Source organism: Chromobacterium sp. ASV23 (assembly GCF_016428945.1).
Lineage (GTDB): Bacteria > Pseudomonadota > Gammaproteobacteria > Burkholderiales > Chromobacteriaceae > Chromobacterium > Chromobacterium sinusclupearum.
In genome coordinates this window covers 14,634-40,376 of the sequence record NZ_JAELTR010000038.1, presented here as the reverse complement: position 1 = coordinate 40,376, position 25,743 = coordinate 14,634, and the positions used below count along the sequence as shown (strand labels likewise).

The window sequence follows — 25,743 nt, the reverse complement described above, 5'->3', positions numbered from 1 at the left end:
GTCGGCTATCGCCAGGCCTGGGAGCATCAGGATGGCTTATATGGCTACGACGACTTCATCGAACGCGGCATCGCCGCCACCCGCCAGCTGGCCAAACGCCAGCTGACCTGGACGCGCAGCCTGGAGGTGATTCCGGTGGACGCGCAGCAGGAGGGTTTGGCCGATCTGCTGTCCACCGCCGTGGCAGACTTCCTGGCCGGTCGCCCCGCAGCGGACGCTTTGCGTTACAACGGGGATTTCTGAATGAAAGACGGCAGCACCAAGCTGCCGTCTTTGATCGTCGATCAAGTCTATCTGGGGCTGACGCTCATGCGCAGGGTATGGGTCCAGTCATGATCGCTGGCCGATACCACATTGTCGTACAAAGCGTAAGTCATCCCCTCCCCCGGCCACGGATTCATCATGTAGACGTAATTGCCGCTGCTGCCGCTCTGGTAGCCGCGGCCTACGATGAAATGGCCGCCGCCGCTGGTCCAGCCATAACGGATCACAAAGGGCCGGCTGGCCTGGATGTCCTGCTGCACATGCGTCCAGGACAGATAATCGTAGACCGTGTAGTTGGACACGCCCCAGTTGGTCAGGATGTCCTGCAGGCTGCCTCCGCCGCCGAACATATTATTGGGGCTGTTGGCGTCGCTGTTCCAGTTGAAGTTGCTGTTGCCGCAAGCGTAGTTGATGCCGAATGCCCAGTTGACGATGGCGCACTGGCTCGGCGTCTGCTTGTACCAGGCCAGCACCGCCTTGCTGGAGCCGGCCCAGCACCATTGGCTATGCTCCTGCACCGTCAACGGCACGCCCAGCACCTTGCTGTCTGCCTGCGCGGCAACGGCGCCGGCCAGCATGGCCGCCGCCAGAATGGTCTTGCCCAGATGCATGTTCATCATGATGGCCTCCCCTCAGCGCCAGCTGGAAAGATTGCTGCGCACCGCGGCGCGCAGCGGTTCGAGCAACTGCGCGCCGTCCAGCAGGACAGCGCCGCCATCGGCCTGGCGTTGCAGTTGCAGCGACGCATTGGCTGAAGTCAGCGCGGCGAAGCGCGGCTTGCCGCCGGCCGGCGTCACCTCCAGAAAGTCCGATTGCGCCTGGTATACCCGCAGGAAACGGGTGGCAGCCTGGCCGCCATCGCCATAAGCCGCGCGCAACGACTCCAGATCCTTAGCCAGCCCGGCCGCGCCATAGGACACCGCTTGCCAACGGCCCGCCACCTTCTCCACCGTCACCAGGCCAACCGGCCGCTGTTGCTGATACACGGTGAAGCGCCAGGCGCCGGTGGGCGCCATTTGGCGGCTGAGATCGGCATCGTTCGCCAACAGTTGTTGCGGCGTCACGCTGTATACCGGAAAACCGGCACCGACGCGCAAAGACGCCAGCGCGCGGCCATCCGCCACATCCAGCGGAAAGCCCTCCGGCAGACGATTGCCGAACGCCTGCCCGTTCTGCCTGACGAAAGCGGCCAGGCCTTGCCTGGCCGCCGCCGCGGCGCCGGTTTGCTGCTCGGCCAGTTGCGCGGCGGATAAGGACGCCGCATGGGTCGGCGCGATGCCGCCGGCGAGAACGGCCAGGCCCAGCCAGGCCGCCATGATCACGGATTTCGACTGCATATTTCGACTCCCCAGAGTTGGAACGCGTTTGCAGTTCAACACCCGCCCATGAAATACCATGAGCATACCGATAGTCATAGCAGCAGAAATTGCGCGTCCCAATCCGTGGAAAAACATACATCTCATTGATTTATTTTGAAAAATATCGACAATTCAGTCGCTTGATGCATGGTATTAAAGTGGTCTGTCAGAACAAACCTGCCCGTAAGGTCAGCATCGGAACTGTCGCCAAGCTCATATTGCCCCAGGCCTGAGAAGGGGACTGATGCGCGTCGCAGCGCGTTGGATTATCGGATTGGCCGCACAGCGCCCGCTGTCCGTCATCGACTGATGGCAAACACGCAAAACAAAGCCCCGCGTTTGACCGCGGGGCATTTGCATCAAGCCGCACTCAATGCTGCGGCAGCGGCTGCAAACGCCGCAGCCACAAAGCCACCGCCAACAGCAGCAACAAACCGCCAGCCAGCACTGCGGCCACGCCATGCCAGCCGCCGCGCCCCCACATCAGGCCGGACAGCGAGCCATACACGCTGGACCCGAGGTAATAGCAACTCAGATACAGCGCCGCAGCCAATCCCTTGGCCTCCCTTGCCCGCAGCCCTATCCAGCTGCTGGCCACAGAATGGCCGGCGAAGAAGCCGAAAGTGAACAAGGCGATACCGGGCACCATCAGCCATAAGGTATCGGCCAAGGTCAGCGCCAGGCCAGCCAGCATCATCGCCACCATCAGCCACAACACATTGCGGCGACCCAGCCTGTCGGCCAGCCGGCCCACCCAGGCCGACGACCAGATGCCCACCACATACAACGAGAACACCAGCGCCAGCATGCTCTGGCTCAGGTGAAACGGCGCGGCAAGCAGGCGGAAGCCAAGGTAGTTGTAGAGGCTGACAAAACACCCCATGAGCAGGAAAGCCGTCAGGAACAGCCAGGGCAGCCCCCCATCTCGCAGAATCGCCTTTCCCTCCAGCCGCATGCGGGTGAAATCATGCTCGCGCGGCTGGAAATGGCGCGACGGAGGCAACCAGCGCCAGAACAGCCAGGCGCCCACTCCGCCTAACAAGGCCAAAGCCAGCACCGCGCCGCGCCAGCCGAAATGATCGGCCAGCACCGATGCCAGAAACCGGCCGCACATGCCGCCCAGCGCGTTGCCGGCGATATACAGCCCCATGGAGTGGCCCAGCGACTTGCCATCGACCTCCTCGCTCAGATACGCCATCGCCACCGCCGGCAAGCCGGCCAAGGCAATGCCAAACAAGGCGCGCAGCCAGATGAACTGCCCGAAACTGCCGACAAAGACCGACAGCAGCATCAATAGCGCGCCCAGCGCCAGCGCGCCATTCATCAAGGCGCGGCGGCCGAAACGGTCCGACAGCAGGCTGGCCGGGATCAGGCTCAACGCCAGCGTGCCGGTGGACATCGACACCACGCCGCTGGCGGCGGCGGGCGTCAGGCCAAAGTCGTGAGCAAACACCGGCATCAGGGGCTGGGTGCAGTACAACATGGCGAAAGTGCAGAAGCCGCCGACAAACATGGCGCGGGACGTGGCGCGAAACGCCGGGCTGCCAGCATGCAGCTTGCCGACAGGCGATGCGGCAGCGGCGGTAAGCGATGGGGGCAAGACAGTAGCGGAAAGGGGGGTGGACACAGCGACAATCTCATGAAACTGACGACACCGTCAGCTTAGGCTTGGCCATTACAGCAGTCCAATATATATTTAACCAATCATTGATACTTATAAAATATCAATTATGGAACTGCGACATCTGCGCTATTTCCTGGCGGTAGCCGAGGAGCTGCACTTCACGCGCGCCGCCGAACGCCTGCACATCGGCCAGCCGCCCTTGAGCCAGCAAATCCAGGCGCTGGAAGCGGAGCTCGGCGTGGCCTTGTTCCGCCGCCACCAGCGCAAAGTGGAGCTGACCGCCGCCGGCCGCCAGTTTCTCCCCCGCGCGCGGCAGATTCTGGCCGACAGCACCGCCGCCATGGCCGCCGCCCGTCGCGCGGCCGATGGCGAAATCGGCGAGCTGCGCATCGGCTTCACCTCCTCGCTGCCGCTCACCCCCATATTGCACCACAGCCTGCAGCACTACCGCGCCGCATACCCAAACGTCAGGCTGACGCTGCGCGAAATGTTCACCGCCGGCCAGTTCGACGCGCTGGAGCGCGGCCAGCTGGACCTGGGCTTCGTCCGCTTCAACGGCCCCGCGCCCAGCGCGCGGATTCAAGTCAGGGAGTTGCACCGCGACCGCCTGCTGGCCGTGCTGCCGCGCGCGCACCCGCTGGCGCAAGCCGGCAGCGTGGCGCTGGCCGAACTGGCGCGCGAGCCATTGATCGGCTATCCGCAGGAATCCGGCGCCGGCCTGCGCGACGTGATCCTGCAACTGGCGCGGCAAAATGGTTTGGAATTGAACGTGGTGCAAGAGGCGGGCGAGGCGATCACCCAGATCGGGCTGGTGGCGGCAGGCGTCGGCATCGCCATCCTGCCCTCCCCGCTGGAGTGCGTGCAGCTTCCCGCGGTGCGCTACGTGCCGCTGTCCGACCACGACGCCTATCTGGCGATGGGCATCGCCACGCGGCGCAATGAGGATTCGCCGCTGGTGGCCAATTTTTTGGCCGGAGTGGAGACTGAAAACTAACCCCTGCGCAAAAACTGCTGATGCCAGCGCGTGCGCGCGGCGCGCGCTTCGCTGAACAATTGATTCAGACTGGCCGCGTCGCCCTGCTCCAGCAAGGCTGACAAGCGCTCCAGGCTGGCGCGGTAGTTCGCCAGCTCGGCCAACAAGGCGTCGCGGTTGGCCAGGCTGATGTCGGTCCACATTTCCGGATGGCTGCCGGCGATGCGGGTGAAATCGCGGAAACCGGTGGCGGCAAAGTCGAAGCAGCGTTCGGCGTCGGCTTTGGCCGCCACCTGATCGACATAGGCGAAGGCCAGCAAATGCGGCAGGTGGCTGACGCTGGCGAACACCGCGTCGTGTTCGGCGGCGCTCATGGCGTGGATTTCCGCGCCGCAGGCGCGCCACAGCTCGGCCACGGTCTCGGCCGCCTCAGGCCGCGTCTCGTCCAGCGGCGTCAGCACCACGCGGCGGTTCTCGTACAAGCCATACTGCGCGGCGGCGGCGCCGGACAGGTCCGACCCGGCGATCGGGTGCGCCGGCACGCACCAGGACAGATGCTGCGGCAGATGTTCGCGGTACAGCGCGACCACGTCGCTCTTGGTGCTGCCGCCGTCTGTGACGATGGCGCCCGGCCGCAGCCCCGGCGCCAGCGCCCGCATCAGCGCGCCCATCTGCCCCACCGGCGCGGCCAACAGCACCATGTCGGCGCGATGGGCCACGCTGGCGATGTCCTGCGTCACCTCGTCGGCCACGCCAAGCGCCAGCGCATTCTCCAGATTGGCCAGCGTGCGGCCCACGCCGATGACCCGGCGCACCCGGCCGGCGCGCTTGAGCGCCAGCGCGAACGAGCCGCCGATCAGGCCGACGCCCGCCACCACCAGCGTGTCTATCTGCTGCTGCACCTGCATCCCCCTTGTTCTGCCGCCACCCGCGCGGCGCGAAGGTCTATCATAAGCGATTTTCCCGATCAGGCCAGTCTGGAGACCGACATGACCGTCACGCTGTATTGCTATTTCAAAGTCGAAACCGATGCCGAGGCCCAGCTGCAAAGGCTGCGCGCGCTGCAGGGCGAACTGGCCGCCGCCGGCTGGACGGGCGAACTGCTGCGGCGCTGCGACGACGAAACGACCTGGATGGAGGTGTATGCCGGCATCGATGACCGGGATGCCTTCCGCGGCGTCTGGCAGGCCGCGCGCCAGCGTCACAACTTGGTCATGCCGGCACATGAGGAATGGTTCCGGCCGCTGTAGGCAAGAAAAAGGCCGGGCAAACGCCCGGCCGAAAGAAACACGATTTACGAGAGAAACCGAAACTCAATGCCCGGCTTGCGCCATGGCGACTCGGTCATGGCAAACAATATACCGAACGCGGCCGCCTCCACCAAATCACTTGTTCTGCTTTGCAAATCACCGTTAACCGTTTTGCATGGCAGGTTCAGCCCGCAGCGTCAGCCGCTCCACCCACAGCGCGATCACGCCGTCGCCCGCCACATTGCAGGCAGTGCCGAAGCTATCCTGCGCCAGATACAACGCGATCATCAGCGCCAGCGCGGCCTCGGGAAAACCCAGCACGCTGGACAGGATGCCCAGCGCCGCCATCACGCCGCCGCCGGGCGCGCCCGGCGCCGCCACCATGGTCACGCCCAACAGCAAGATGAATGGCAGCATGACGTCCCAACCCGGCAACGCCAGGCCCGGCGTCATCAGCATCACCGCCGTGGCGCAGCTGACCAGAGTGATGGTGGAGCCGCACAGGTGGATGGTGGCGCACAAGGGCATCACGAAGTTCACTACCGGCGAGGCCACCTTCATATTGCCGGCCGAGCGCAGCGCCACCGGAATGGTGGCGGCGGACGACATGGTGCCCAGCGCGGTGAAGTAGGCCGGCAGCATGGCGCGCAGCAGCGAGAGCGGATTGCGCCCCAGCAACAGGCCGCTGACGCCGTACAGCAGCGTCAGCCACAGCGCGTGCAGGCCGATGGCCAACAGCAGCACTACGGCAAAGGTCTGCAAGGTGGCGAAAGCCGTGCCGGCGGCAGCCATGTCCGCGAATACGCAGGCGATATAAGCCGGCAGCAGCGGCACCAGCACGCGGGCCAACACCTTCTCGACGATGTCCTTGCCCTGCTCCGCCAGCTCATGCAGGCGCGTCGCGCCGGTGGCGGAAATGCCCAGCCCGAAGACAAAGGCCAGGGTCAGCGCCGTCATCACATCGAACAAGGGCTTGATCTCCAGCTTGAATAGCGGCGCGATGGCGCTGGCCGCAACCGGCGCCTGGGCCGCCTCGCCCACCCACTGCGGCAACACTGTCGACGCGGCGCCGAAGGCCAGCGCGCCGGACAGCACGGTGGAGCCATAGGCCAGGCCGACGGTCCAGCCCAGCATGCGGCCGGAGCCGCTCTCCAGCGACGCGATGCCGTGCATGATGTAGAACACGATGATCAGCGGAATCATGAAACCGATGAATTGGCCGAACAGGCCCTTGAAGGTCAGCAGCAAGGATTGCGCCGGGTCCGGCGCGTACAGACCGAGCAATATGCCCAGCGCCATGCCGGCCAGCAATTTCAGAATCAATTTCAAAACACGACCTCTTTGTCCGTTGTATCAGCCCATATCCGCCGCGCGCAGGCAAAGCATCCCCGCTCCGGCTCGGCCGGATGGCATGCGATGAGGGGAGACCCGCCGAGACGGCAGGCGGAACGCGGCGCCGGTTTGTCCCTCCGGCGCCAGGCTTCAGGCTTGTTGTAACAAGGCTTGCCGCAATGCTTGCAGCAAAGGGGAAGGCGTCCAGACGCGCTCGCCCAAGCGGGCCAGCGGCCAGATGCCCATCAGGCTATTGGAGAGAAAGGCCGCGTCAGCGTCAATCAAATCGGCGACGGAAAGTCGCTTTTCTATAAATTCAAGTCCGAAATCAGCAACATTGTCGGTCAACCAATCTCGCACCGCGCCGTTCACGCCGTTGCGATCCAGCCGGGGCGTCAGCAGCTGCCGCCCGCGCAGCAGGTAGACATTGCTCATGGTGCCTTCGACCAGCCAGCCGTCCTGATCCAGCAACAGCCCTTCCTGAATGGCCGGGTCGTCCCATTCGGAGCGGGCCAGCACGCTCTCCAGACGGTTCAGGTGCTTGATGCCGGCCAGAGCGGGCTGGATGGATAGGCGCAGCTCGCACCAGCGCGCTGTCACGCCCTGCTCGCCATATTCTTGCGGGTAGCCCTGCCATGGCGAAACCGACACGATGCGCGTGGACGCCGCAGCAGCCGGCATCGCATAGCCGCGCGCGCCCGCGCCGCGCGTCAGCACGATCTTGGCCACCGCCAACTCGTGCTGGCGCCCCAGCGCCATCAGCTCGTCGAGCAGCAACTGCTCGTCCGGCGCTTCCAGCCGCAGCCGCGCCGCGTCGTGGGCCAGCCGCGCGTACTGCCAGCGCCATATCCACGGCCGGCCGCGGCGCAGCTGCAGGGTGCGGAACACGCCGTCGCCGTAATTGAAGCCGCGATCCAAGGCGGAGACCATTTCGCCCGGCAGGCCGTTGATCAGCATGGCCATCAAGCCTGCTCCACGCCCAGCGCTCTGAGCAGGCCGCGCGCCTTGTGGCGGGTTTCCATCAGCTCGCGCTCGGGATCGGAGTCGGCCACGATGCCGCCGCCGGCGCGGAAGCGCAGCTGGCTGCCCTCCTGCATGAAGGTGCGGATCAGGATGTTGAAATCCATGCTGCCGTCGCGGTTCAGATAACCCAGGCTGCCGGTATAGGCGCGGCGGGCGCCGTTTTCCAGCTCGCGGATGATCTGCATGGTGCGCACCTTGGGACAGCCGGTGATGGTGCCGCCGGGGAACAGCGCGCGCAGCACGTCCGCCGGCGCGACATCGTCGCGCAGCCGGCCGCGCACATTCGATTCGATATGGTGGACATAGGCGTAGCTGGCCACCGCCATCAGCTCGTTGACTTCCACCGTGCCCGGCCGGCAGATGCGGCCTAGATCGTTGCGCTCCAGATCGATCAGCATCACGTGCTCGGCGCGCTCCTTGATGCTGCTGATCAGCCGCTGCTTCAGCGCGGCGTCTTCCGCCGGGTCCGGCGAGCGCGGATGGGTGCCGGCGATCGGCCGCGTTTCGGCCCAGCCCTGCTGCACGCGCACCAGGCGCTCCGGCGACGAACTGACGATCTGCGCCTCGCCAAAGTCCGCCAAGGCCGAGAACGGCGCCGGGTTGGCCCGGCGCAGCGCGGCGTACAGATCCGGCGCGGCGATGCCGTCGGCCAGCTCGGCGCGCCAGCCGCGCGAGATGTTGACTTGAAACACGTCGCCTTCGTAGATGTAGCGCTTGAGGCGGACCACCGCGTCGGTGTACCACTCGGGCGGGTCTTCTTCCAGCGCGTTCAGCGCGACCGCCGCCGGTTCAAAAGCCGGACGCGCGCTGACCAGGCGCTCCAGCCGATGCCAGTCCTCGGCGGTCTCGCCGACCAGCCAGGCTTCGTTGTGGACGCGGTCCACCAGCACCGCCGCCGGCGTGCGCGCCCATACCGCCAACGGAAAACTATCGGGCAAGGCGGCCGGCACCCGCGGCTCGAACTCGGACAACAGATCGTAGGCGAGATAGACGAACCAGCCGCCGACAAACGGCAGGGCATGCGGATTGGCCACCGGCCGCGGCTGGAAGGCGCGCATCTGCTCGAGAAACGCCTGGCCCTCGCCGCTGCGGAACACGCGCCGCTCGCGCTGCATCAGCAGCAGATCCCAGCCGCTATCGCCGGACGACTGCATCAAATACGGGAAATTCTCGCGATCGGAAACGTGCAGCGCCAACAAGTCGGGAATGAAATCGAGTTTCTGCGTGAACATCGGGAGTCCTGGGCCGGCAAGGCCCGGCACTGATTTACGACCTCCGCCGGCCAACCTTGCGCACGGCGGCGGAAAAAAGAAAAACCGCTGCGAGTGTAGCGCAGCGGTTCGGCCTGTCAATCGCTTGCGCGACGGTTTTACACGCGCTTGAACACCAGCGTGCCGTTGGTGCCGCCAAAACCGAAGGAATTGGAGATACCCACGTCGATCTTCATTTCACGCGCGGTGTTGGCCACGTAATCGAGATCGCAACCCGCTTCCAGATCCTGCTCGACGAGATTGATGGTCGGCGGCGAGATCTGGTTGTGGATGGCCAGAATGGTGTAGATCGCCTCCACGCCGCCGGCGCCGCCCAGCAAGTGGCCGGTCATGGACTTGGTGGAATTGACCACCAGCTTGCCGGCGTGGTCGCCGAACGCCATCTTGATGGCGTTGGTCTCGTTGGCGTCGCCCAGCGGCGTGGACGTGCCGTGCGCGTTGACGTACTGCACCTGGTCGGCGTTGATGCCGGCGTCGCGCAGCGCGTTGGCCACGCCGCGGGCCGGGCCCTCGGCATTCGGCGCGGTGATGTGATACGCGTCCGAGCTCATGCCGAAGCCGATCAGCTCGGCGTAAATCGTCGCGCCGCGCTTCACCGCATGCTCATACTCTTCCAGCACCAGCACGCCGGCGCCCTCGCCCATCACGAAGCCGTCGCGGCCCTTGTCCCAAGGACGGGACGCGCCTGCCGGATCGTCGTTGCGGGTGGACAGCGCCTTCATCGCGGCGAAGCCGCCGATGCCCAGGCGCGAGATCGCTCCCTCGGCGCCGCCGGCCACCATGATGTCGGCGTCGCCGTACTGGATCAGGCGCGCGGCGTCGCCTATGCAGTGCGCGCCGGTGGTGCAGGCGGACACGATGCCATAGGACGGCCCCTGGAAGCCTTTCAGGATGGACACCTGGCCGGCGATCAGGTTGATCAGCGAACCCGGAATGAAGAACGGACCGATCTTGCGCGGGCCGCCTTCCATCAGCGCCACACCGGTGTCCTCGATCAGCGGCAAGCCGCCGATGCCGGAACCGATATTGACGCCGACGCGGGTCTTGTCCAGCCCCGGGATGTCATCCAGGCCGGCATCGGCGATGGCCTGGAGGGCCGCGGCGATGCCGTAGTGGATGAACAGGTCGTTGCGACGCGCCTCCTTCGGCGAGATGTATTGGGCGATGTCGAAATCCTTGACTTCGCCCGCGATCTGGCACGCCATGTCGCTGGCGTCGAAACGGGTGATCTTGGCTATGCCGCTCTTGCCGGCCAGCAAATTGGCCCAACCGGTGGCGACATCATTGCCGACCGGGGACACATGGCCCAGGCCGGTGACTACTACTCTGCGTTTGGACACGAAGAATCTCCGTGAGAGATGGGAGGGCAGTCTCCCGTTGAAACCAAGCGAGTCGATTGCGCAAGCGCGCAATTCAAACGCACGTTTGGAATCCTCATAACAAAAGAACCTCTGCGGGCGAGCCGAAGCAGCACCGGGCAGAGGTCCTGGTCCCGAAGAAAGGGATTATTTGTTCAGATGAGCGGTGACGTAGTCGATGGCTTGCTGAACGGTCGTGATCTTCTCGGCCTCTTCGTCCGGAATTTCGCACTCGAACTCTTCTTCCAGAGCCATTACCAGCTCAACGGTGTCGAGCGAGTCGGCGCCCAGATCGTCCACGAAGGAGGACTCGGTCTTCACTTCGGCTTCGTTCACGCCCAGTTGTTCGGCGACGATCTTCTTAACGCGCGCTTCGATGTTTTCCATTTGTTTAAACCCTTGACCTTTCTGATTCGGGATCACAAAACCCCGGTATTCTACAAAAAAAAATTAGAGCAGCCTACCTAAATCTCATCCGGACATTTGCCGGACCAGTTTATGGCATCAGCATGCCACCATTTACATGCAATGTCTGACCCGTGATGTACGCGGCCCGATCCGACGCCAAAAATACAACGGCATCGGCAATATCTTTGGCATCGCCCAGACGGCCAAGGGCGATCTGCCCCACCAGCGCCTCGCGCTGCGCTTCCGGCAGCGCGCGGGTCATGTCGGTGTCGATGAAGCCCGGCGCGACGCAGTTGACGGTGATGTTGCGGCTGCCGACCTCGCGCGCCATGGACTTGGTGAAGCCCATGATGCCCGCCTTGGCGGCGGCGTAGTTGGCTTGGCCGGCGTTGCCCATCGCACCCACTACGGAAGCGATGTTGATGATGCGGCCGCTGCGGGCCTTCATCATGCCGCGCATCACGGCCTTGGACGTCTTGAACACCGACTTCAGATTGGTGTCCATGATGGCGTCCCAATCATCTTCTTTCATCCGCATCAACAGGTTGTCGCGGGTGATGCCGGCATTGTTGACCAGCACGGCGATGGCGCCGAATTCCTTCTCCACCGTGTCCACCAGCGCCTCGACTGCGCCCGCCTCGGTCACGTTCAGCACGCGACCGGCGCCGCCCTTGCCGGACAGACGCTCATGGATCGCAGCCGCGCCGGATTCCGACGTAGCGGTGCCGATGACAATCGCGCCTTCGGCGACCAAGGCGTCGGCGATGGCCGCGCCAATGCCGCGGGACGCGCCGGTCACCAGCGCTACTTTGCCCTGCAGACTCATCAATATGTCTCCTTATGGTCGGCGTCCGCCCCATGCAGGGCAAATCGCCGCGGGCCGGCCTCAGGCCAACCCGCTGTCAATGGGTGCTCAGGCCAGCTCGGCGCTGGCGGCCTCCAGCGAGGCGCGATCGGTCAAGGTCAGGCACTTGACGTTGCCGTCGATGCGCTTGGCCAAGCCCGCCAGCACCTTGCCGGGACCGCATTCCGCCATCAGCAGGATGCCGTCGCCGGCCAGCTTCTGGATGGTTTCGGTCCAACGCACCGGCATGTACAGCTGACGAGTCAGCGCGTCGCGGATTTGCGCCGGGTCGCTGTAGCTGGCCACATCGGCATTGTGCAGTACCGGAATGGCCGGCACGTTCAGGTTCACCTCACGCAGCGCCTCGGCCAGGCGTTCGGCGGCCGGGCGCATCAGCGAGCAGTGCGACGGCACGGAAACCGGCAGCGGCAGCGCGCGCTTGGCGCCCTTGGCCTTGCAAGCTTCCATCGCCCGCTCCACCGCGGCCTTGTGGCCGGCGATCACCACCTGGCCCGGCGAGTTGAAGTTGACCGGCTCCACCACCTCGCCCTGCGCAGCCTCCGCGCAAGCGGCGCGGATGTCGTCGTCGGAGAGGTTCAGGATGGCGGCCATGGCGCCAGTGCCCGCCGGCACGGCGGCCTGCATCGCTTCCGCGCGCAGGCGCACCAGCTTGATGGCTTCGGCGAACGGCAGCGCGCCAGAGGCCACCAGGGCGGTGTACTCGCCCAGGCTGTGGCCGGCGACTACCGCCGGCTGCTTGCCGTTCAGCTCCTGCCACGCCAGATACGTGGCGTAACCGGCGGCCAGCATGATGGGCTGGGTGTTGACGGTGGCGTTGATGGCATCGGCGCTATCCGCCTGCAACATGGCCCACAGATCGACCGACAGCGCACTGGAAGCCTCTTCGAAGGTATGCTGCACGACCGGCAGATCGGCGAAGCCATCCATCATTTTCAGGCTCTGCGAGCCTTGACCGGGAAACAGAAATGCAAAAGTCATTGTCGACTCCACTGAATTCGACGCAAAGGATGACGCAAGACGCCCCTCGCTGCCAAGCCCGCCGATCAAAAAAACCGCTGATAATCGGCGAATCGGCAGCGAAATGCGTTTTTCGCGTCATCCGCTTATCAAAAGATCAGCAGCGCGGCGCCCCAGGCGAAACCGCCGCCTATCCCCTCCAGCAGCACAGTCTGTCCGCGCTGGATGCGGCCATCGCGCACGGCGACGTCCAGCGCCAGCGGGATGGAGGCCGCCGAGGTATTGCCCTGCTCCGGCAAGGTGACGATGACCTTGTCCATGGACAAACTCAGGTGTTTGGCGGTGGATTCGATGATGCGCAGATTGGCCTGGTGCGGCACCAGCCAATCGACGGCGGATTTCTCCACGCGGGCCTCGGCCAGCGTGGACATGGCGATCTCCGACAAGGACTTGACGGCGAATTTGAATACCGCCGGACCGTCCATGTGCAGATACGGCATGCCCTGGATCTTGCCGCCGGAAATCTGCGCCGGCGTATTCAGCAGGCCCTGGTAACGGCCATCGGCCGCCAGCTTGGCATGCAGGATGCCCGGCTCGTCGGATGCGCCCAGCACGACTGCGCCGGCGCCGTCGCCGAACAACACGCAGGTGCGGCGGTCATCCCAATCCAGCACGCGCGACATGATCTCCGCCCCCACCACCAGCGCCTTCTTCGCCATGCCGCTCTTGATATAGGCGTTGGCGGTGTTCAGCGCATAGATGAAGCCGGCGCAGACGGCCTGCACGTCAAACGCAGGCACGCCGGGCAGACCCAGCTTTTCCTGCAGAATGCAGGCGGTGCTGGGAAAGATCATGTCCGGGGTGGTGGTGGCGACGATGATCAGGTCGATCTCGTCCTTGTCTATGCCAGCGCTGGCGATGGCGGCTTCGGCCGCCCTCAAGGCGAGGTCGCTGGTCTTGTGCTGCTCGTCAGCAATATGGCGCGCGCGGATGCCAGTGCGAGTGACGATCCACTCGTCGCTGGTCTCCACGCGTTCGGCCAATTGCGCATTGGTGAGCACCTGGGACGGCAGATAGCTGCCGGTGCCGAGAATGCGGGAATAGCCCATGTATGTCAGTTCGCTTCTGCCTCGGATTGCTTGAGGTTGTCTAGTTGTTTAGCAACCCGTTCGGCGATGTGACCAATCACGTCGGAGCCGGCCTCCTCGCATGCCTGCGCCAACGCGTAACGGAATCCTGTGACATCGGCGCCGCCGTGGCTTTTCACCACGATGCCGCGCAGGCCCAGCAAGCTGGCCCCGTTGTAGCGGCGCGGATCGATGCGCTTCTTGAAGAGCGCCAGCACCGGCAGCGCGGCCAGCGCGCACAGGCGCGTCCACCAGCTGCGGCCGAACTCTTCCTTCAGGAATACGGCGAACATGTGCGCCAGCCCCTCAGCTGTCTTGAGCGCCACATTGCCAGTGAAACCGTCGCAGACTACCACATCCACCGTGCCCTTGCAGATGTCGTCGCCTTCCACGTTGCCGTAGAAATTCAGCTCCGACTGGCGCAGCAGTTCGGCAGTCTTCTTGATGTTGTCGTTGCCCTTGATGTCCTCGCTGCCGATATTCAGCAGGCCGACGCTGGGGTTGGTCTTGCCTTGCAGACAAGCCATCAGTTCGGAACCCATGATGCCGAACTGCAACAGTTGTTCTGGGGTGCAATCGACGTTGGCGCCCAGATCCAGCACGCAGGAAGTGCCCTTGACATTGGGCAGCAGCTTGGCGATGGCGGGACGGTCGATGCCCGGAATGGTCTTGAGGACGAAACGCGCGGTGGCCATCAGCGCGCCGGTATTGCCGGCGGAGACGGCGGCCTGCGCCTTGCCTTCCTTGACCAGATTGATCGCCACCCGCATTGACGAATCCTTCTTATTCTTCAGGGCGAGCTGAGGCGCCTCGTCCATGCCCACCACTTGGGTGGCATGCTGGATGAGGATGCGCTCACGCACGGCGCCCGCATGCAGGGACAGTTCCGCCTCAAGGGCTGGCTGGTCGCCTACGAGAATCAGATGGGTGTCGGGGTGGTCTTGCAGGAATTGGATCGATGCTGGGACGGTAACCTTGAGGCCAACGTCACCGCCCATAGCATCAACCGCGACGGTGATAGTCATCAACGAGTGCGGTATAAAGTGCCTACCAAAAAAGGAAAGGAAGTGAGGACGGGGAGATTACTCGCCCTTGGTCTTCACAACCTTGCGGCCACGGTAGAAGCCGTTCGGGCTGATGTGGTGACGCAGGTGGGCTTCGCCGGTGCTGGCTTCAACTGCCAGGGCCGGAGCGGTCAGAAAATCGTGTGCACGATGCATGCCGCGCTTGGACGGGGACTTTTTGTTCTGTTGAACAGCCATGGTCGACTCCTAAGAAATTCAAGTAGATTCTAATGCGAATCAGGGTTACTCGGACTTGGGTCTCTTAAGCGCCGCCAGCACCGCAAACGGGTTGGGCTTGTCAGCCTTGGCGAGCGAGAGAGTATCCCTGCTGCATTCGTCGTGTTTCGGCGAATGCGGCAAGCCCATGATGATTTCGTCTTCGATCAGCGCAATCACGTCCAGTTCGGGTTCGGCGAGAATGGCGTCCAGTTCCTCGTCCTGCTCGCAGGCTCCATCCAGTTTTTCCTGGCTGGCGAACAGCGTGAGCACCGAATCGGTGTCCAGGCTGAACGGCATGCCATCCAGGCAACGCTGGCAGGTGACTTGCAGCGCAGCCGTCAGGCGGATGCGCAGAGCGAGGCGCTGCAATTCGTCGCGAAAGCCGTCGAGCTGGTAGGACACCTCGCCAGAGGTGTCCGACAGGTCGCCATGAACGCGCTCCTCCAGCCCGCCAACCGGCAATGCGCCGGACAGCGAGCGGCCCTCCCGGGCGAACTTGAGCGGATCAATCAAAATCGGTTTAGACATAAACTCCGCATGGTACAATCCATTCCCCTGATTTGTCAAAAGAAACAAGGCAGGCGCAAACCGTCGTCGTCCGCGCCGCGGCAACGGCGCCGCGCCCTGCCGCCACCAGGCTCGAAACATGCACATCGTACTGGCTTCCACTTCCCGCTATCGCCAAGAAATCATCGCCCGCCTGGGCCTGCCTTTCCAAGCCGAACCGCCTATCTGCGACGAGACGCCCCTGCCCGGCGAAACCGCGCTGCAAACCGCGGTGCGCCTGGCCCGCACCAAAGCGCAATCGCTGGCGGGCAAGCACCCGGACGCGCTGATCATCGGCTCCGACCAGGTGGCCTTGCTGGACGGCCAGCAGATCGGCAAGCCCGGCAGCTTCGAAAACGGCGTGGAAATGCTGAAGTGGATGAGCGGCCGCACCGTGGTGTTCCACTCGGCGCTGGCGTTGTACAACAGCCACAGCGGCCGGCTGCAGGAATGCGTCGGCCTCACCCGCGTGACGCTGCGCCAACTGAGCGAAGCGCAGATCCGCAATTACCTGACCCGCGAGCCTGACGCCCTGCATTGCGCGGGCAGCGCCAAGAGCGAAGGACTGGGCGGCGCGCTGCTGGAAAAGGTGGAATCCGACGATCCCAACGCGCTGATCGGCGTGCCGCTGTTCCAATTGATCACCATGCTGGCCAATGAGGGCGTGGAGGTGCTGAAATGAGCGGCACGCTATTCCTGATTCCCGCCCCGCTGGGCGATGAAACCGTCGCCTGGCTGCCGGAAGGCGAGCGCGCCAAGGTCGTGCACATCACCCACTTCGTGGTGGAGGCGGAAAAAACCGCGCGCAAACATTTGAAAGCGCTCGGCGTCGCCACGCCGATCCGCGAGCTGGCCATGAGCACGCTGAACGAGCATACCAAGGAAGCCGACGTCGCCGCCCTGCTCGCCCCGCTGAAGGCCGGCCACGATGTCGGTCTGATCTCCGAAGCCGGCTGCCCGGCGGTGGCCGACCCCGGCGCGCAACTGGTGGCGCTGGCGCACCGCCACGGCATCCGCGTCGAACCGCTGATCGGCCCGTCGTCCATCCTGCTGGCGCTGATGGCCAGCGGCGCCAACGGCCAATGCTTCGCCTTCCACGGCTACCTGCCGGTGGACGCGGCGGAAAAGGCCAAGCGGGTGAAGGAGCTGGAGCACCGTTCGCGCCAGCACAACGAGACCCAGCTCTTCATCGAGACCCCCTATCGCAATAACGCGCTGCTGGCGCAACTGCGCGAGACGCTGGCGCCCAGCACCCGGCTTGCGGTAGCCTGCGACCTGACGCTGCCCACGCAGACCATCGTCAGCCATCGCGTGCAGGATTGGCCCAAGGACGCGCCGGACCTGCACAAGCGCCCAGCCATTTTCGTGATCCACGCCGCCTGAAGAAGCGACGCCATGCCCAAGACCAAGCCCATCATCCAGTCGCTGCTGGATACCGACCTGTACAAGTTCACCATGCTGCAGGTGGTGCTGCACCAATTCCCGGCCGCGCATGGCGAATACGAATTCCGCTGCCGCAATCATCCGGACACGCCGCTGTCGCAACTGAAAGCCCAACTGGAAGAACAACTGGACCTGCTGTGCCAGCTGCGCTTCCAGCAGGAGGAGCTGGCTTACCTGCGCGGCCTGCGCTTCATCAAGAGCGATTTCGTCGATTACCTTGAATTGTTCCACCTGCAACGCCGCTTCATCAGCGTGACGGAGGAAGGCGAGCAGCTGGCCATCCTGATCAAGGGGCCGATGGTGCAAGCGATGTTCTTCGAGATCTTCGTGCTGGCCATCGTCAACGAGCTGTATTTCCGCCCACTAGGCAGCGAAGCCGTACTTGAGGAAGGCCGCCGCCGCCTGGAGGCCAAGATCGCCACCCTGGAACGCTTCCAGCGCGAAGAAGCCGCCAGCCAGCGCTTCCCGCTGCTGATCGCCGACTTCGGCACTCGCCGCCGCTTCAGCCGCGATTGGCAAGCCCATGTGGTGGAGCGGCTGAACCGTGCGCAGCCGCAAATCTTCCGCGGCACCAGCAATGTGCATCTGGCGCGCAAGCTGGGCATCACGCCCATCGGCACCATGGCGCATGAATTCTTCCAGGCCTTCCAGGCGCTGGGCGTGCGGCTGCGCGACTTTCAGAAAGCGGCGCTGGAATCCTGGGTGCAGGAATACCGCGGCGACCTCGGCATCGCGCTGACCGACGTCGTCGGCATGGACGCTTTCCTGGCGGACTTCGATCTGTACTTCGCCAAACTGTTCGACGGCCTGCGCCACGACAGCGGCGATCCTTATATATGGGGCGACAAGGCCATCGCCCACTACCGCAAGCTGCGCATCGACCCGGCCACCAAGATGCTGACCTTCAGCGACGGCCTGACCGTGGACAGCGCGCTGCAACTGCACCGCCATTTCAGCCCGCAGATCCAGGTCAGCTTCGGCATCGGCACCCACTTCACCAACGATATGGGACTGGAGCCGCTGCAGATCGTGCTGAAGCTGGTCAGCTGCAACGGCCAGCCCGTGGCCAAGCTGTCCGACAGCCCCGGCAAGATCATGTGCAGCGACGAAACCTTTCTCGCCTACCTGCGCCAGGTCTTCAAGATTCCCGCTCCGCGCTAGACAGCAAGGCGCGCAAACGCTGGCGCGCCGGCTCGGCCAGCCGGTCGCCGGCCAGCGCCAGCGTCTGCAAACCCATGGCCCGATACGCCGCCCGCGCGGCGGCGTCGGGCAACACCGCCAGATGGCTGGCCACCGTTTCGGCATCGCCGCGCAGGATCGGCCCGGTCAGCGCCTGGTATGGCCCCAAGGCCAGCGCATTGTCCAACGTCTGCCGCATCAAGCCGCCTAGCAGATCGCCCAACAGCTCGGCCGGCACCCCGGCCTGCCGCTCCAAGCCCTCCGCCATCGCCGTCAACGCCACCAGGTAATTGGAGGCCACCGACAAACCGGCGTGATAAGCCGCCTTGCCGCCCGGCGCCAGCCGGAACGGCCGGCCACCCAGCAGCCGCGCCAGCTCTTCCAAACGCCCGCAGGCACGTTCATCGCCTTCCAGGGCGCACAGCGTCCCGGCAAAACCCGCCACCGCACGCTCAGGATCGGCAAAAGAGAATGCCGGATGCAGGCTGGCCAGCCACACCCCCTGCTCCGCCAGCGGCGCCAGCAGCGTGGCCTCGCAGGCGCCGCTGGCATGAAACACCACGCTGCCGGCAGGCACCGCGCCCGTCTTCGCCAAATCAAGCGCGCAGTCGGCAATGACCGCGTCCGGCACCGCTAGCAAATAAAAATCAGCCGGCGCCAGCGCGCGCCAATCCGCCACCACCCGCCCCGCGCCGATGAAGTCGCGCGCCTCAGCCAAGGAGGCCGCATGACGCCCCGCCACATCCGCCACCCGGCAAGCGCCAGACAGATGCGCCAGCCGCGCCAGGCTGCGCCCCACCCGGCCCGCGCCAATCACACTCAGTGCAACCATATATATAGATTTCCATCCGCCAGACATACCCACCCCGGCAAGAATGGCCGGAATGCAACAGTTTCACGCCAAAACACTACTGACAACTTATCAGTTATTTACATTTAAAAACATAAACTTAACACAAACATCTTCATGAAAATGAAACATCATTGGAACAATTGCTCCATTTACATAGCTTTCACTTTCTTTTACTATGTTCGCTAGCGAATTCAAGTAGATGCAATCCGCACCGCCTGGATTCACTTCAAGTCACGTTGATTTTTCAAGCCCGCCCTCAACCGCGGGCTTTTTTTTATGCAATTACAGCCACACCACCATGTAAATCATGGTAAAACGGGATGCCCAGCGCTTTGATGTATTTTTGCAACAGAAAGAAGTAGCCACAAACCCAACATTGCAAACCAATACTATTCAATAACTTACCAGCATCAAAAACGAATTTTCAGTTTGCAGAAACCCAACACAAGTTGCTCATCAGCAACACTCTCCAGCCCTCATAGTTGCATTTTCACAACCCAGCCAATAGCATTTGCTCACATTCCTAAACCAACTAAGGATGACTTGACCATGAAAAAAAGTCTGATCGCCCTGCTGGTAGCCTCCATGCCGGCTGCCGCTTTTGCTGACGTAACCATCTACGGCGCCATCAAGGCCGGTGTAGAAACCTACGACCAAGGCGGCAACACTGCCAAGCAAACCAACATCGACGACCTGGGTTCCCGTATCGGCTTCAAGGGTTCTGAAGATCTGGGCAACGGCCTGAAGGCTATCTGGCAAGTTGAAAGCGGTTTTGCTATCGACGGCAACAGCGACGGCACCAACGCTGGCAAGGCTTACACCGGCGGCAGCACCGGCACCCTGGCAAACCGTAACTCTTTTATCGGTCTGCAAAGCAACCTGGGTACCCTGCGCTTCGGTAACGTGTCCAACTTCCTGGACAGCGACATGGGCCTGGTTGACGCTTGGACGTACAACAGCGCAGCTGCTGGCCTGGGAATCTTCACCCGCGACGCCACCCGCCTGAAGAACTCCGTGCGTTACGACCTGCCGGCTATCGTTCCGGGCCTGACCGCTTCCATGCAGTACGGCACCAAGGAAGGCTCTAAGGGCGTTTCCACCACCAATCTGCCGGCAGATCTGAGCAAGCAAGATCGTGAAACCTACGCTCTGGGCCTGGGTTACGAAAACAGCGGCTTCTTCGGCAAGTACAACTACACGCACCAAAGCCCGGTTGTTACCGGCACTGCGACTGACAAGTTGGGCAATCTGTACACGCTGAATCAAGCCAACGACAAGCACCGCTTGGAAGTGGGCTACAACGCCAACAACCTGTTCGTAGGCCTGGGCTATCAACAAGCCAAGGGTGATGCCTCCATCGTTGGCAGCGCCTGGGGCTCGCTGGTCGATAATGGCGCTTATTACGACAAGAATGCCGTATTCGGCCTGAATGACAAGTTCAAGACCACCGAATACGCTCTGACCGTTGCCTACACTTTCGGTGCCATCACTCCGAAGTTCACTTACGCACACGGCGATGACGTTAAGGTTGGTGGCAACACCATGCACAACACCAAGTACGACCAATACGTACTGGGTGCTGACTACGCCCTGTCCAAGCGCACCACCGTCGGCGCTCAATACGGCGAAATCAAAGTTGGTGGCACCAATCCGGCTACCCAAGCTACTAACCAGAACCTGAAGACCTTCGGCCTGAATATGGTTCACAACTTCTAATTCAACGGTTCGACGCAAGAACCTGCGAACGCAGAAGCAGAAAAGACCCGCCTTGGCGGGTCTTTTTCTATGGCCAAACGGAAACAAGATTCTCCGGCCAAAGAAAAACCGCTGCGCGAGGCAGCGGTTTTTTTGCAATCAAACCGGCATCAGAACGGCAGCTGGTACACCGGGTTTCGCGTATCCGCGCCCTCTTCCCGTATCCGCTCCAGTTCCATGCGCAGCGCGGCCTGCAGCCACTGCTCGCGCATCTTGTCGCCTTCCGGATGCTCGGCCAGCGTGCGGTACAGCGCCATGCCATGCATGGTGGTCATCATGGTCAGCAAGGTAGCGAAAAAGCCGGTGGAAATGGCGTAGCGCGGGAACAGCGAGGCCATCAAGGCGACGAAGCGGTCGCGGAAATAGGTGCTGGCGCTGCCGAGGAAAATATCGCGCAAGTCCGGCGTCGTCCGGGCCGCCATCAGCAATTCCAGCAGCACGATGTGGCGCGGCGACATCACCAGCGCCCGCATCAGCCCGACGATGCGCTCCTCCTCCGCCATGCCCGGCGGCTGCTGGCTAGCCAGCGTCAGCGCGGCGTCGAAGATATCGTCCACCACCTTGCGCCCCACCGGCAACATCAGCTCGTTCTTGGTGGCGAAATGACGGAACAGCGCGCCTTGAGACACGCCGGCGCGGTTGCAGATCAGTTGTACGCTGGTGCCGTGATAGCCGCACTCCATCAGGCATTCTATCGCCGCCTCCACCAGTTTTCCGATGGTGGACTCCCTGCGGCTTTGCTGTGTTCGTCTGGTTTGCATCTATTGTTTTATCATTTATCGTCCCATGTCCGCCGCATGATACGCGAAACCGCGCGCCCAAGCGAGGGCGGGCACATTCTAAGAACAAGCTAGACACGCCAATAGCCCGGCGCTCCTCTCTCCCCCGGCTGCCGCTGAAAGCGGCAGCCGCCAACACAATACTACCAAAATCAATGGCGCTGCATGCAAGCGGATTTTGCAGCGCAATGCGCTGCCAGCAGGGGAGATCAGGCGAGCGGCGCGCAAGATCGGACGGCCGTGGCGCAGAGGATGCGCCCGCTTCGGCCTGCCCGCCTTGCGCGCCGGCAAGGAGTCATCAAAAAAGCGACTGCTCTATTTCAAAAAATCGCTTTCCGACCAATGCCGCGAAAACTATTTTACCGCCGCCGCGGAGAAGTCGACCCGGCCGTACGGATTGACCGCAAAGCCGCTGACCTCCTTGCGCGCCAAGACATAGGCCGTGGGATGCGCCAGCGGCAGCCATAGCGCCTGATCGTGGATGAGGCGCTGCGCCGACTGATACAGCTTGCCGCGCGCCTTGAAGTCAGCTGTCTTCTTGCCGTCGCTGATCAGCTTGTCCAAACGCGCATCGCAATAGCGGGCGAAATTGGTGCCGGACTGCACGGCCGAGCAGGAAAACTGCGGGGTCAGGAAGTTGTCTGGATCGCCGTTGTCGCCGGCCCAGCCCATGAACAGCATCTGGTGCTCGCCGGCCTTGCCGCGCTTGATCAGTTCGCCCCACTCCAGCACCTGTATCCGCAGGCGGATGCCGACCTTGGCCAGATCCGCCTGCAGCATTTCCGCGCCGGCCTTGGGGCTGGGGTTCAGCGTGCTGCCGCTGGGCCGGACCCAGACATCGACATCGAAGCCGTCCGGATAGCCGGCTTGCGCCAGCAGCTTCTTGGCCCGCGCCGGATCGTACGGATAAGGCTTGATGGCTTTGTCGTAGCTCCAGGTATTGGGCGGATACACCAGATTGGCGGCAATCGCGCCATTGCCGAACACCGCTTTCAGATAGCTGGCTTTATCGAAGGCCAGATTGATCGCCTGCCGCACCTGCGGATTGTCCAGCGGCTTCTTCTGGCTGTTGAAGGCAATGAAGGCCGTCATGAAGGCCGGCGTCTGCCACACCCGCAAGCGGGCGTCGGTCTGCGCCGACTGCACGTCCTGCGGCTTCGGCGACAGCGCGATCTGGCATTCGCCTGCGCGCAGCTTCTGCAAGCGCACGCTGGAATCCGGCGTGATGGCGTAGATCAGCGCCGATACCTTGGGCTTGCCACCAAAATACGCCGGGTTGGGCTGATAGCGCACCAGCGCGTCCTTGACGAAGCTCTTGAGGATGAACGGCCCGGTGCCGATGGGCTTGCTGTTCAGTTCGGCGGTCTTGCCTGCCGCCAGCAGCTGCGCCGCGTATTCGGCAGAATAGATGGAGGCGAAGCCCATGGTCAGACTGGAGAGGAAAGTCGCTTCGGGGTAGTTCAGCTCGAAGCGCACGGTTTGTGCATCCAGCTTGCGCACGGCCTTGATCAGCTTGGGAAACTGCATGGCCTGGGCGTGCGGATAACCGGCCGGCGCGGTCTTGTACCAGGGATTGTCCGGATTCAGCATGCGGTCGAAGGTGAACGCTACATCGTCCGCGTTCAGCTTGCGCGTGGGCTTGAAGTAGTCGGTGCTATGGAAGGCCGCGTCGGTACGCAGATGAAAAGTGTAGGACAGGCCATCCGGACTGGCCTCCCAGCTGCGCGCCAAGCCGGGGCGCAGCTTGCCTGCGGCGGCATCGTATTCCACCAGCCGGCTCATCAGCACATCGGCGGAGGCATTGGTGGTGACCAGGGAGTTGTATTGCACCACATCGAAGCCTTCGGGGTTGGCGTCGGTACAAATGGTGAGCGGCTTGGCGGCCATGGCGCCTAGCGGCAACCAGGCCGCCAGCAGGGCGGCGGACAGAACCTTCATGGCATTCTCCTTGCGGCGCCCGTCAACATGCCGGGCGCATGATTCGCAATAGGTTAAGCCAATCCGGCATGAAAACCAACGAATTAATCAGGCTAAGAAAATAAGCCCATGTTCGATTCGCCGGCTCGTCTACATCACCAATTGCGCGAACAGATTGGCCGGCAAGGCCGGGCTGCACAAGAAGCCCTGGTACTCCTGACAGCCACGCTCCGCCAACCAGCGCAGTTGCTGCGACGTCTCCACGCCTTCCGCCACCATGTTCAGTCCCATCATGCGGCATAGCGTGGTGATCATCTCGGCAATGGCCGGCCGCCGTTCCAGATCGGCGACAAAAGAACGGTCTATCTTCAGCGAGGTCAACGGGTAGCGCTGCAGATAGGCCAGATTGGAGTAGCCGGTGCCGAAGTCGTCCACCGCGATGCGCACGCCCAGCGCGCGCAGCGACTGCAGCGTGCGCATGGTTTGCTCGTCATCGCCCAGCAGCACCGATTCGGTGATTTCCAGTTCCAGCTTTTCCGGCTGGCAGCCGCTGTCGCGCAAGGCCTGCGCCACCATCTCGGCCAGCGCTGGATCGACGAACTGGCTGGGCGAGAGATTGACCGACACCATCAGATCCAGGCCGCGCTCGCGCCATTGGCGCTGCTGGCGGGCCGCCTGGGACAGGATCTGCCGGCCCAGTTCTCGCACCATGCCACAGTCTTCGCACAAGGGGATGAAGGCATCCGGCATCAGCATGCCGCGCATCGGGTGTTGCCAGCGCGCCAAGGCCTCGGCGCCGACGATGCGGCCGCTGGCCACATCGACGCGCGGCTGGAAGTAGGCGACGAATTCGCCGCCGTCCAGGCCGCGCCGAATATCGCGCTCCATCGCCAGCTGCGCCTGGCTGCGCTCTTCCAGCGCCGGCGCGAAGAACATCAGATTGTTGCGGCCGGCGTCCTTGGCGGCGTACATGGCCAAGTCGGCGTGGCGCATCATCTGTTCAATGTCCAGCCGCCCCTCGCCGCACACGCTGATGCCGATGGAGGCCGAAACGCTGATGTCCATGCCGCCCAGCCGCATCGGCATCGCCAGGCTTTGTAAAATTCGAAGCCCCAAGGCCTCCGCCCGCTGCGCCACATCCGGCGCCGCCAGCATCACCAGGAATTCGTCGCCGCCCAGGCGGGCCACTTTCTCATCGTGCCCCAACAATTGCGACAGGCGCCCGCTCATGCGGATCAGCATTTCGTCGCCGCTGGCGTGGCCCAGGGAGTCGTTGACGTTCTTGAAGCGGTCCAGGTCGATGAACATCAAGGCCACCTGGCGGCCGTCGCGCAGGGCCTGTTGCAAATACGGCAGCAACTCGCTGCGAATGCCGTTGCGGTTGGGCAGGCCGGTCAATACGTCGTGATTGGCGAGGAAGCTGGCGCGCGCCTCGGCGTGCTTCAGATCAGTGATGTCCACTTCCGTGACCAGCAGCGCGTCCTGCCCCGATACCCCGTCGCGGCACGCGCGCACGGCGATTTCATGCCAGCGCATACCCTGCCGGGTATGCACCTGGGCCAGCTGCCTGGCCTCGCCGGCGGCCGCCACCCCCTGCTGCAGGGTTTGCCAGTCGCCATCATGAATGAAATGCTGGCGCCAGGTTTCGCTGGTATAGGCCACCTTGGCGCGGGCCGATGGATTGCGGTACAACACCATGCCGGCGGAGTCGTACAGCGTGACCAGCATGGAGGTATGCATCAGCGCCTCGGCGCTGCGCAACGTGGCGGGATCGGTGGACAGCGTATTCTGCGCCTCGCAGAACATCATCATCCGGCCTTCCACCTGAATGCCGCGAAATACGACTTTCAACTGCCGCGGCATGCCTTTGGGGTAAAGCGTCCAGCTCTCGGTGAACACGGCATTGTCGCGTTCGAAATCCTGTTGATACTGGCTGAGCCGCTGCGCCACGGATACCGACATATCGCGCGACATGTCGCGCGCGCATAATTCCTGCAGGCTATCGGCGCCCCACACTTCCAGAGCGGCCGGATTGGCCCAGAATACGCGTTTGTTATCGATATCGAACACCCAAACCGGCAGGCTCAAAGCCTCCAGCATCGGCAAATTGTCTCCCTGCCAGGAGATGACGTTCTTCTTCGGCATGATTGCCGTTAACCTTTTATTTATTCATCAAAA

At 63.2% G+C, this 25,743-nt stretch carries 25 protein-coding genes and 1 pseudogene; 7 read left to right on the top strand and 19 right to left on the bottom strand.

What is annotated here, in order from left to right:
• Positions 1–243 (top strand): annotated as a pseudogene (locus tag JHD59_RS15090) (tRNA (adenosine(37)-N6)-dimethylallyltransferase MiaA); the annotation flags it as partial.
• A gap of 47 nt (positions 244–290) precedes the next feature.
• Here the strand turns inward: JHD59_RS15090 and JHD59_RS15085 are convergent.
• The 3 genes from JHD59_RS15085 to JHD59_RS15075 all read right to left on the bottom strand — a co-directional run bounded on the left by JHD59_RS15085 (position 291) and on the right by JHD59_RS15075 (position 3,249).
• Positions 291–884: a C39 family peptidase gene (locus JHD59_RS15085; RefSeq protein ID WP_233164229.1), complete on the bottom strand. Its 594-nt coding sequence runs from the start codon at positions 882–884 to the stop codon at positions 291–293.
• A gap of 12 nt (positions 885–896) precedes the next feature.
• Positions 897–1,601 (bottom strand): hypothetical protein, encoded by a 705-nt coding sequence (locus JHD59_RS15080; RefSeq protein WP_199154834.1) that lies wholly within the window; start codon positions 1,599–1,601, stop codon positions 897–899.
• A gap of 391 nt (positions 1,602–1,992) precedes the next feature.
• A complete protein-coding gene (locus JHD59_RS15075) occupies positions 1,993–3,249 on the bottom strand; it encodes an MFS transporter (protein ID WP_368671595.1) in 1,257 nt (418 codons plus the stop codon).
• Positions 3,250–3,352: 103 nt separating this feature from the next.
• On the opposite strand from JHD59_RS15075, the gene JHD59_RS15070 reads away from it, so the two are divergent.
• A complete protein-coding gene (locus JHD59_RS15070) occupies positions 3,353–4,240 on the top strand; it encodes a LysR family transcriptional regulator (RefSeq protein ID WP_199154833.1) in 888 nt (295 codons plus the stop codon).
• On the opposite strand, the gene JHD59_RS15065 is transcribed toward JHD59_RS15070, so the two are convergent.
• A complete protein-coding gene (locus JHD59_RS15065) occupies positions 4,237–5,127 on the bottom strand; it encodes a prephenate dehydrogenase/arogenate dehydrogenase family protein (protein WP_199154832.1) in 891 nt (296 codons plus the stop codon). The two genes, JHD59_RS15070 and JHD59_RS15065, sit on opposite strands and share 4 nt — an antisense overlap.
• Positions 5,128–5,208: 81 nt before the next feature.
• Here JHD59_RS15065 and JHD59_RS15060 point away from each other — a divergent pair, with 81 nt between their 5' ends.
• The gene (locus JHD59_RS15060; RefSeq protein WP_103320190.1) at positions 5,209–5,469 is read left to right on the top strand and encodes a DUF4936 family protein; all 261 of its coding nucleotides are present in this window, start codon (positions 5,209–5,211) and stop codon (positions 5,467–5,469) included.
• 162 nt (positions 5,470–5,631) lie between these two features.
• Here JHD59_RS15060 and JHD59_RS15055 read toward each other — a convergent pair whose 3' ends face one another.
• The 11 genes from JHD59_RS15055 to JHD59_RS15005 form a co-directional block, all read right to left on the bottom strand.
• Entirely contained in the window at positions 5,632–6,798 is a 1,167-nt protein-coding gene (locus tag JHD59_RS15055) for a dicarboxylate/amino acid:cation symporter (protein ID WP_199154831.1), read from the bottom strand.
• A 153-nt stretch (positions 6,799–6,951) separates the two neighbouring features.
• Positions 6,952–7,764: an aminodeoxychorismate lyase gene (pabC, locus tag JHD59_RS15050; RefSeq protein ID WP_199154830.1), complete on the bottom strand. Its 813-nt coding sequence runs from the start codon at positions 7,762–7,764 to the stop codon at positions 6,952–6,954.
• Positions 7,764–9,056 carry an aminodeoxychorismate synthase component I gene (locus JHD59_RS15045; RefSeq protein WP_199154829.1) on the bottom strand — a complete coding sequence of 431 codons (1,293 nt, stop codon included), beginning with the start codon at positions 9,054–9,056 and terminating at the stop codon, positions 7,764–7,766. Before JHD59_RS15045 ends, pabC begins: the two co-directional genes overlap by 1 nt.
• Before the next feature lie 137 nt (positions 9,057–9,193).
• Positions 9,194–10,435 (bottom strand): beta-ketoacyl-ACP synthase II, encoded by a 1,242-nt coding sequence (gene fabF, locus JHD59_RS15040; RefSeq protein ID WP_199154828.1) that lies wholly within the window; start codon positions 10,433–10,435, stop codon positions 9,194–9,196.
• A 165-nt stretch (positions 10,436–10,600) separates the two neighbouring features.
• Entirely contained in the window at positions 10,601–10,840 is a 240-nt protein-coding gene (acpP, locus tag JHD59_RS15035) for an acyl carrier protein (protein WP_103319235.1), read from the bottom strand.
• 109 nt (positions 10,841–10,949) lie between these two features.
• Entirely contained in the window at positions 10,950–11,687 is a 738-nt protein-coding gene (gene fabG / locus JHD59_RS15030) for a 3-oxoacyl-ACP reductase FabG (protein WP_103319233.1), read from the bottom strand.
• 87 nt (positions 11,688–11,774) lie between these two features.
• Positions 11,775–12,704 carry an ACP S-malonyltransferase gene (gene fabD / locus JHD59_RS15025; RefSeq protein ID WP_199154827.1) on the bottom strand — a complete coding sequence of 310 codons (930 nt, stop codon included), beginning with the start codon at positions 12,702–12,704 and terminating at the stop codon, positions 11,775–11,777.
• 128 nt (positions 12,705–12,832) lie between these two features.
• Positions 12,833–13,792: a beta-ketoacyl-ACP synthase III gene (locus JHD59_RS15020; RefSeq protein WP_199154826.1), complete on the bottom strand. Its 960-nt coding sequence runs from the start codon at positions 13,790–13,792 to the stop codon at positions 12,833–12,835.
• Between the two features lie 5 nt (positions 13,793–13,797).
• Positions 13,798–14,835, bottom strand: a complete 1,038-nt coding sequence (plsX, locus tag JHD59_RS15015) for a phosphate acyltransferase PlsX (RefSeq protein ID WP_043620885.1) — start codon at positions 14,833–14,835, stop codon at positions 13,798–13,800.
• Between the two features lie 57 nt (positions 14,836–14,892).
• Entirely contained in the window at positions 14,893–15,072 is a 180-nt protein-coding gene (gene rpmF / locus JHD59_RS15010; RefSeq protein ID WP_011136965.1) for a 50S ribosomal protein L32, read from the bottom strand.
• A 45-nt stretch (positions 15,073–15,117) separates the two neighbouring features.
• Positions 15,118–15,621 carry a DUF177 domain-containing protein gene (locus tag JHD59_RS15005; RefSeq protein ID WP_199154825.1) on the bottom strand — a complete coding sequence of 168 codons (504 nt, stop codon included), beginning with the start codon at positions 15,619–15,621 and terminating at the stop codon, positions 15,118–15,120.
• Positions 15,622–15,739: 118 nt separating this feature from the next.
• On the opposite strand from JHD59_RS15005, the gene JHD59_RS15000 reads away from it, so the two are divergent.
• Genes JHD59_RS15000 through pncB form a run of 3 tightly spaced genes read left to right on the top strand, consistent with a single transcriptional unit; the run spans position 15,740 to position 18,243 of the window.
• The gene (locus JHD59_RS15000; protein ID WP_199154824.1) at positions 15,740–16,321 is read left to right on the top strand and encodes a nucleoside triphosphate pyrophosphatase; all 582 of its coding nucleotides are present in this window, start codon (positions 15,740–15,742) and stop codon (positions 16,319–16,321) included.
• Positions 16,318–17,022: an SAM-dependent methyltransferase gene (locus JHD59_RS14995; RefSeq protein WP_199154823.1), complete on the top strand. Its 705-nt coding sequence runs from the start codon at positions 16,318–16,320 to the stop codon at positions 17,020–17,022. The genes JHD59_RS15000 and JHD59_RS14995 overlap by 4 nt, the downstream gene beginning before the upstream one ends.
• A 12-nt stretch (positions 17,023–17,034) precedes the next feature.
• On the top strand, positions 17,035–18,243 hold the full coding sequence (pncB, locus tag JHD59_RS14990; RefSeq protein WP_199154822.1) for a nicotinate phosphoribosyltransferase: 1,209 nt from the start codon (positions 17,035–17,037) through the stop codon (positions 18,241–18,243).
• On the opposite strand, the gene JHD59_RS14985 is transcribed toward pncB, so the two are convergent.
• Positions 18,221–19,093 carry a Rossmann-like and DUF2520 domain-containing protein gene (locus tag JHD59_RS14985; protein WP_199154821.1) on the bottom strand — a complete coding sequence of 291 codons (873 nt, stop codon included), beginning with the start codon at positions 19,091–19,093 and terminating at the stop codon, positions 18,221–18,223. The genes pncB and JHD59_RS14985 overlap by 23 nt on opposite strands.
• Positions 19,094–19,663: 570 nt before the next feature.
• Between JHD59_RS14985 and JHD59_RS14980 the strand changes: the two genes are divergently transcribed.
• Positions 19,664–20,830 (top strand): porin, encoded by a 1,167-nt coding sequence (locus tag JHD59_RS14980; protein WP_199154820.1) that lies wholly within the window; start codon positions 19,664–19,666, stop codon positions 20,828–20,830.
• 149 nt (positions 20,831–20,979) lie between these two features.
• Here the strand turns inward: JHD59_RS14980 and JHD59_RS14975 are convergent, their stop codons facing one another.
• The 3 genes from JHD59_RS14975 to JHD59_RS14965 all read right to left on the bottom strand — a co-directional run bounded on the left by JHD59_RS14975 (position 20,980) and on the right by JHD59_RS14965 (position 25,710).
• Positions 20,980–21,630: a TetR/AcrR family transcriptional regulator gene (locus JHD59_RS14975; protein WP_199154819.1), complete on the bottom strand. Its 651-nt coding sequence runs from the start codon at positions 21,628–21,630 to the stop codon at positions 20,980–20,982.
• A gap of 372 nt (positions 21,631–22,002) precedes the next feature.
• Positions 22,003–23,586, bottom strand: coding sequence for an ABC transporter substrate-binding protein (locus JHD59_RS14970; protein ID WP_199154818.1), 1,584 nt, complete (start codon positions 23,584–23,586; stop codon positions 22,003–22,005).
• Between the two features lie 129 nt (positions 23,587–23,715).
• On the bottom strand, positions 23,716–25,710 hold the full coding sequence (locus JHD59_RS14965; protein ID WP_199154817.1) for a bifunctional diguanylate cyclase/phosphodiesterase: 1,995 nt from the start codon (positions 25,708–25,710) through the stop codon (positions 23,716–23,718).
• Positions 25,711–25,743 lie beyond the last annotated feature (33 nt).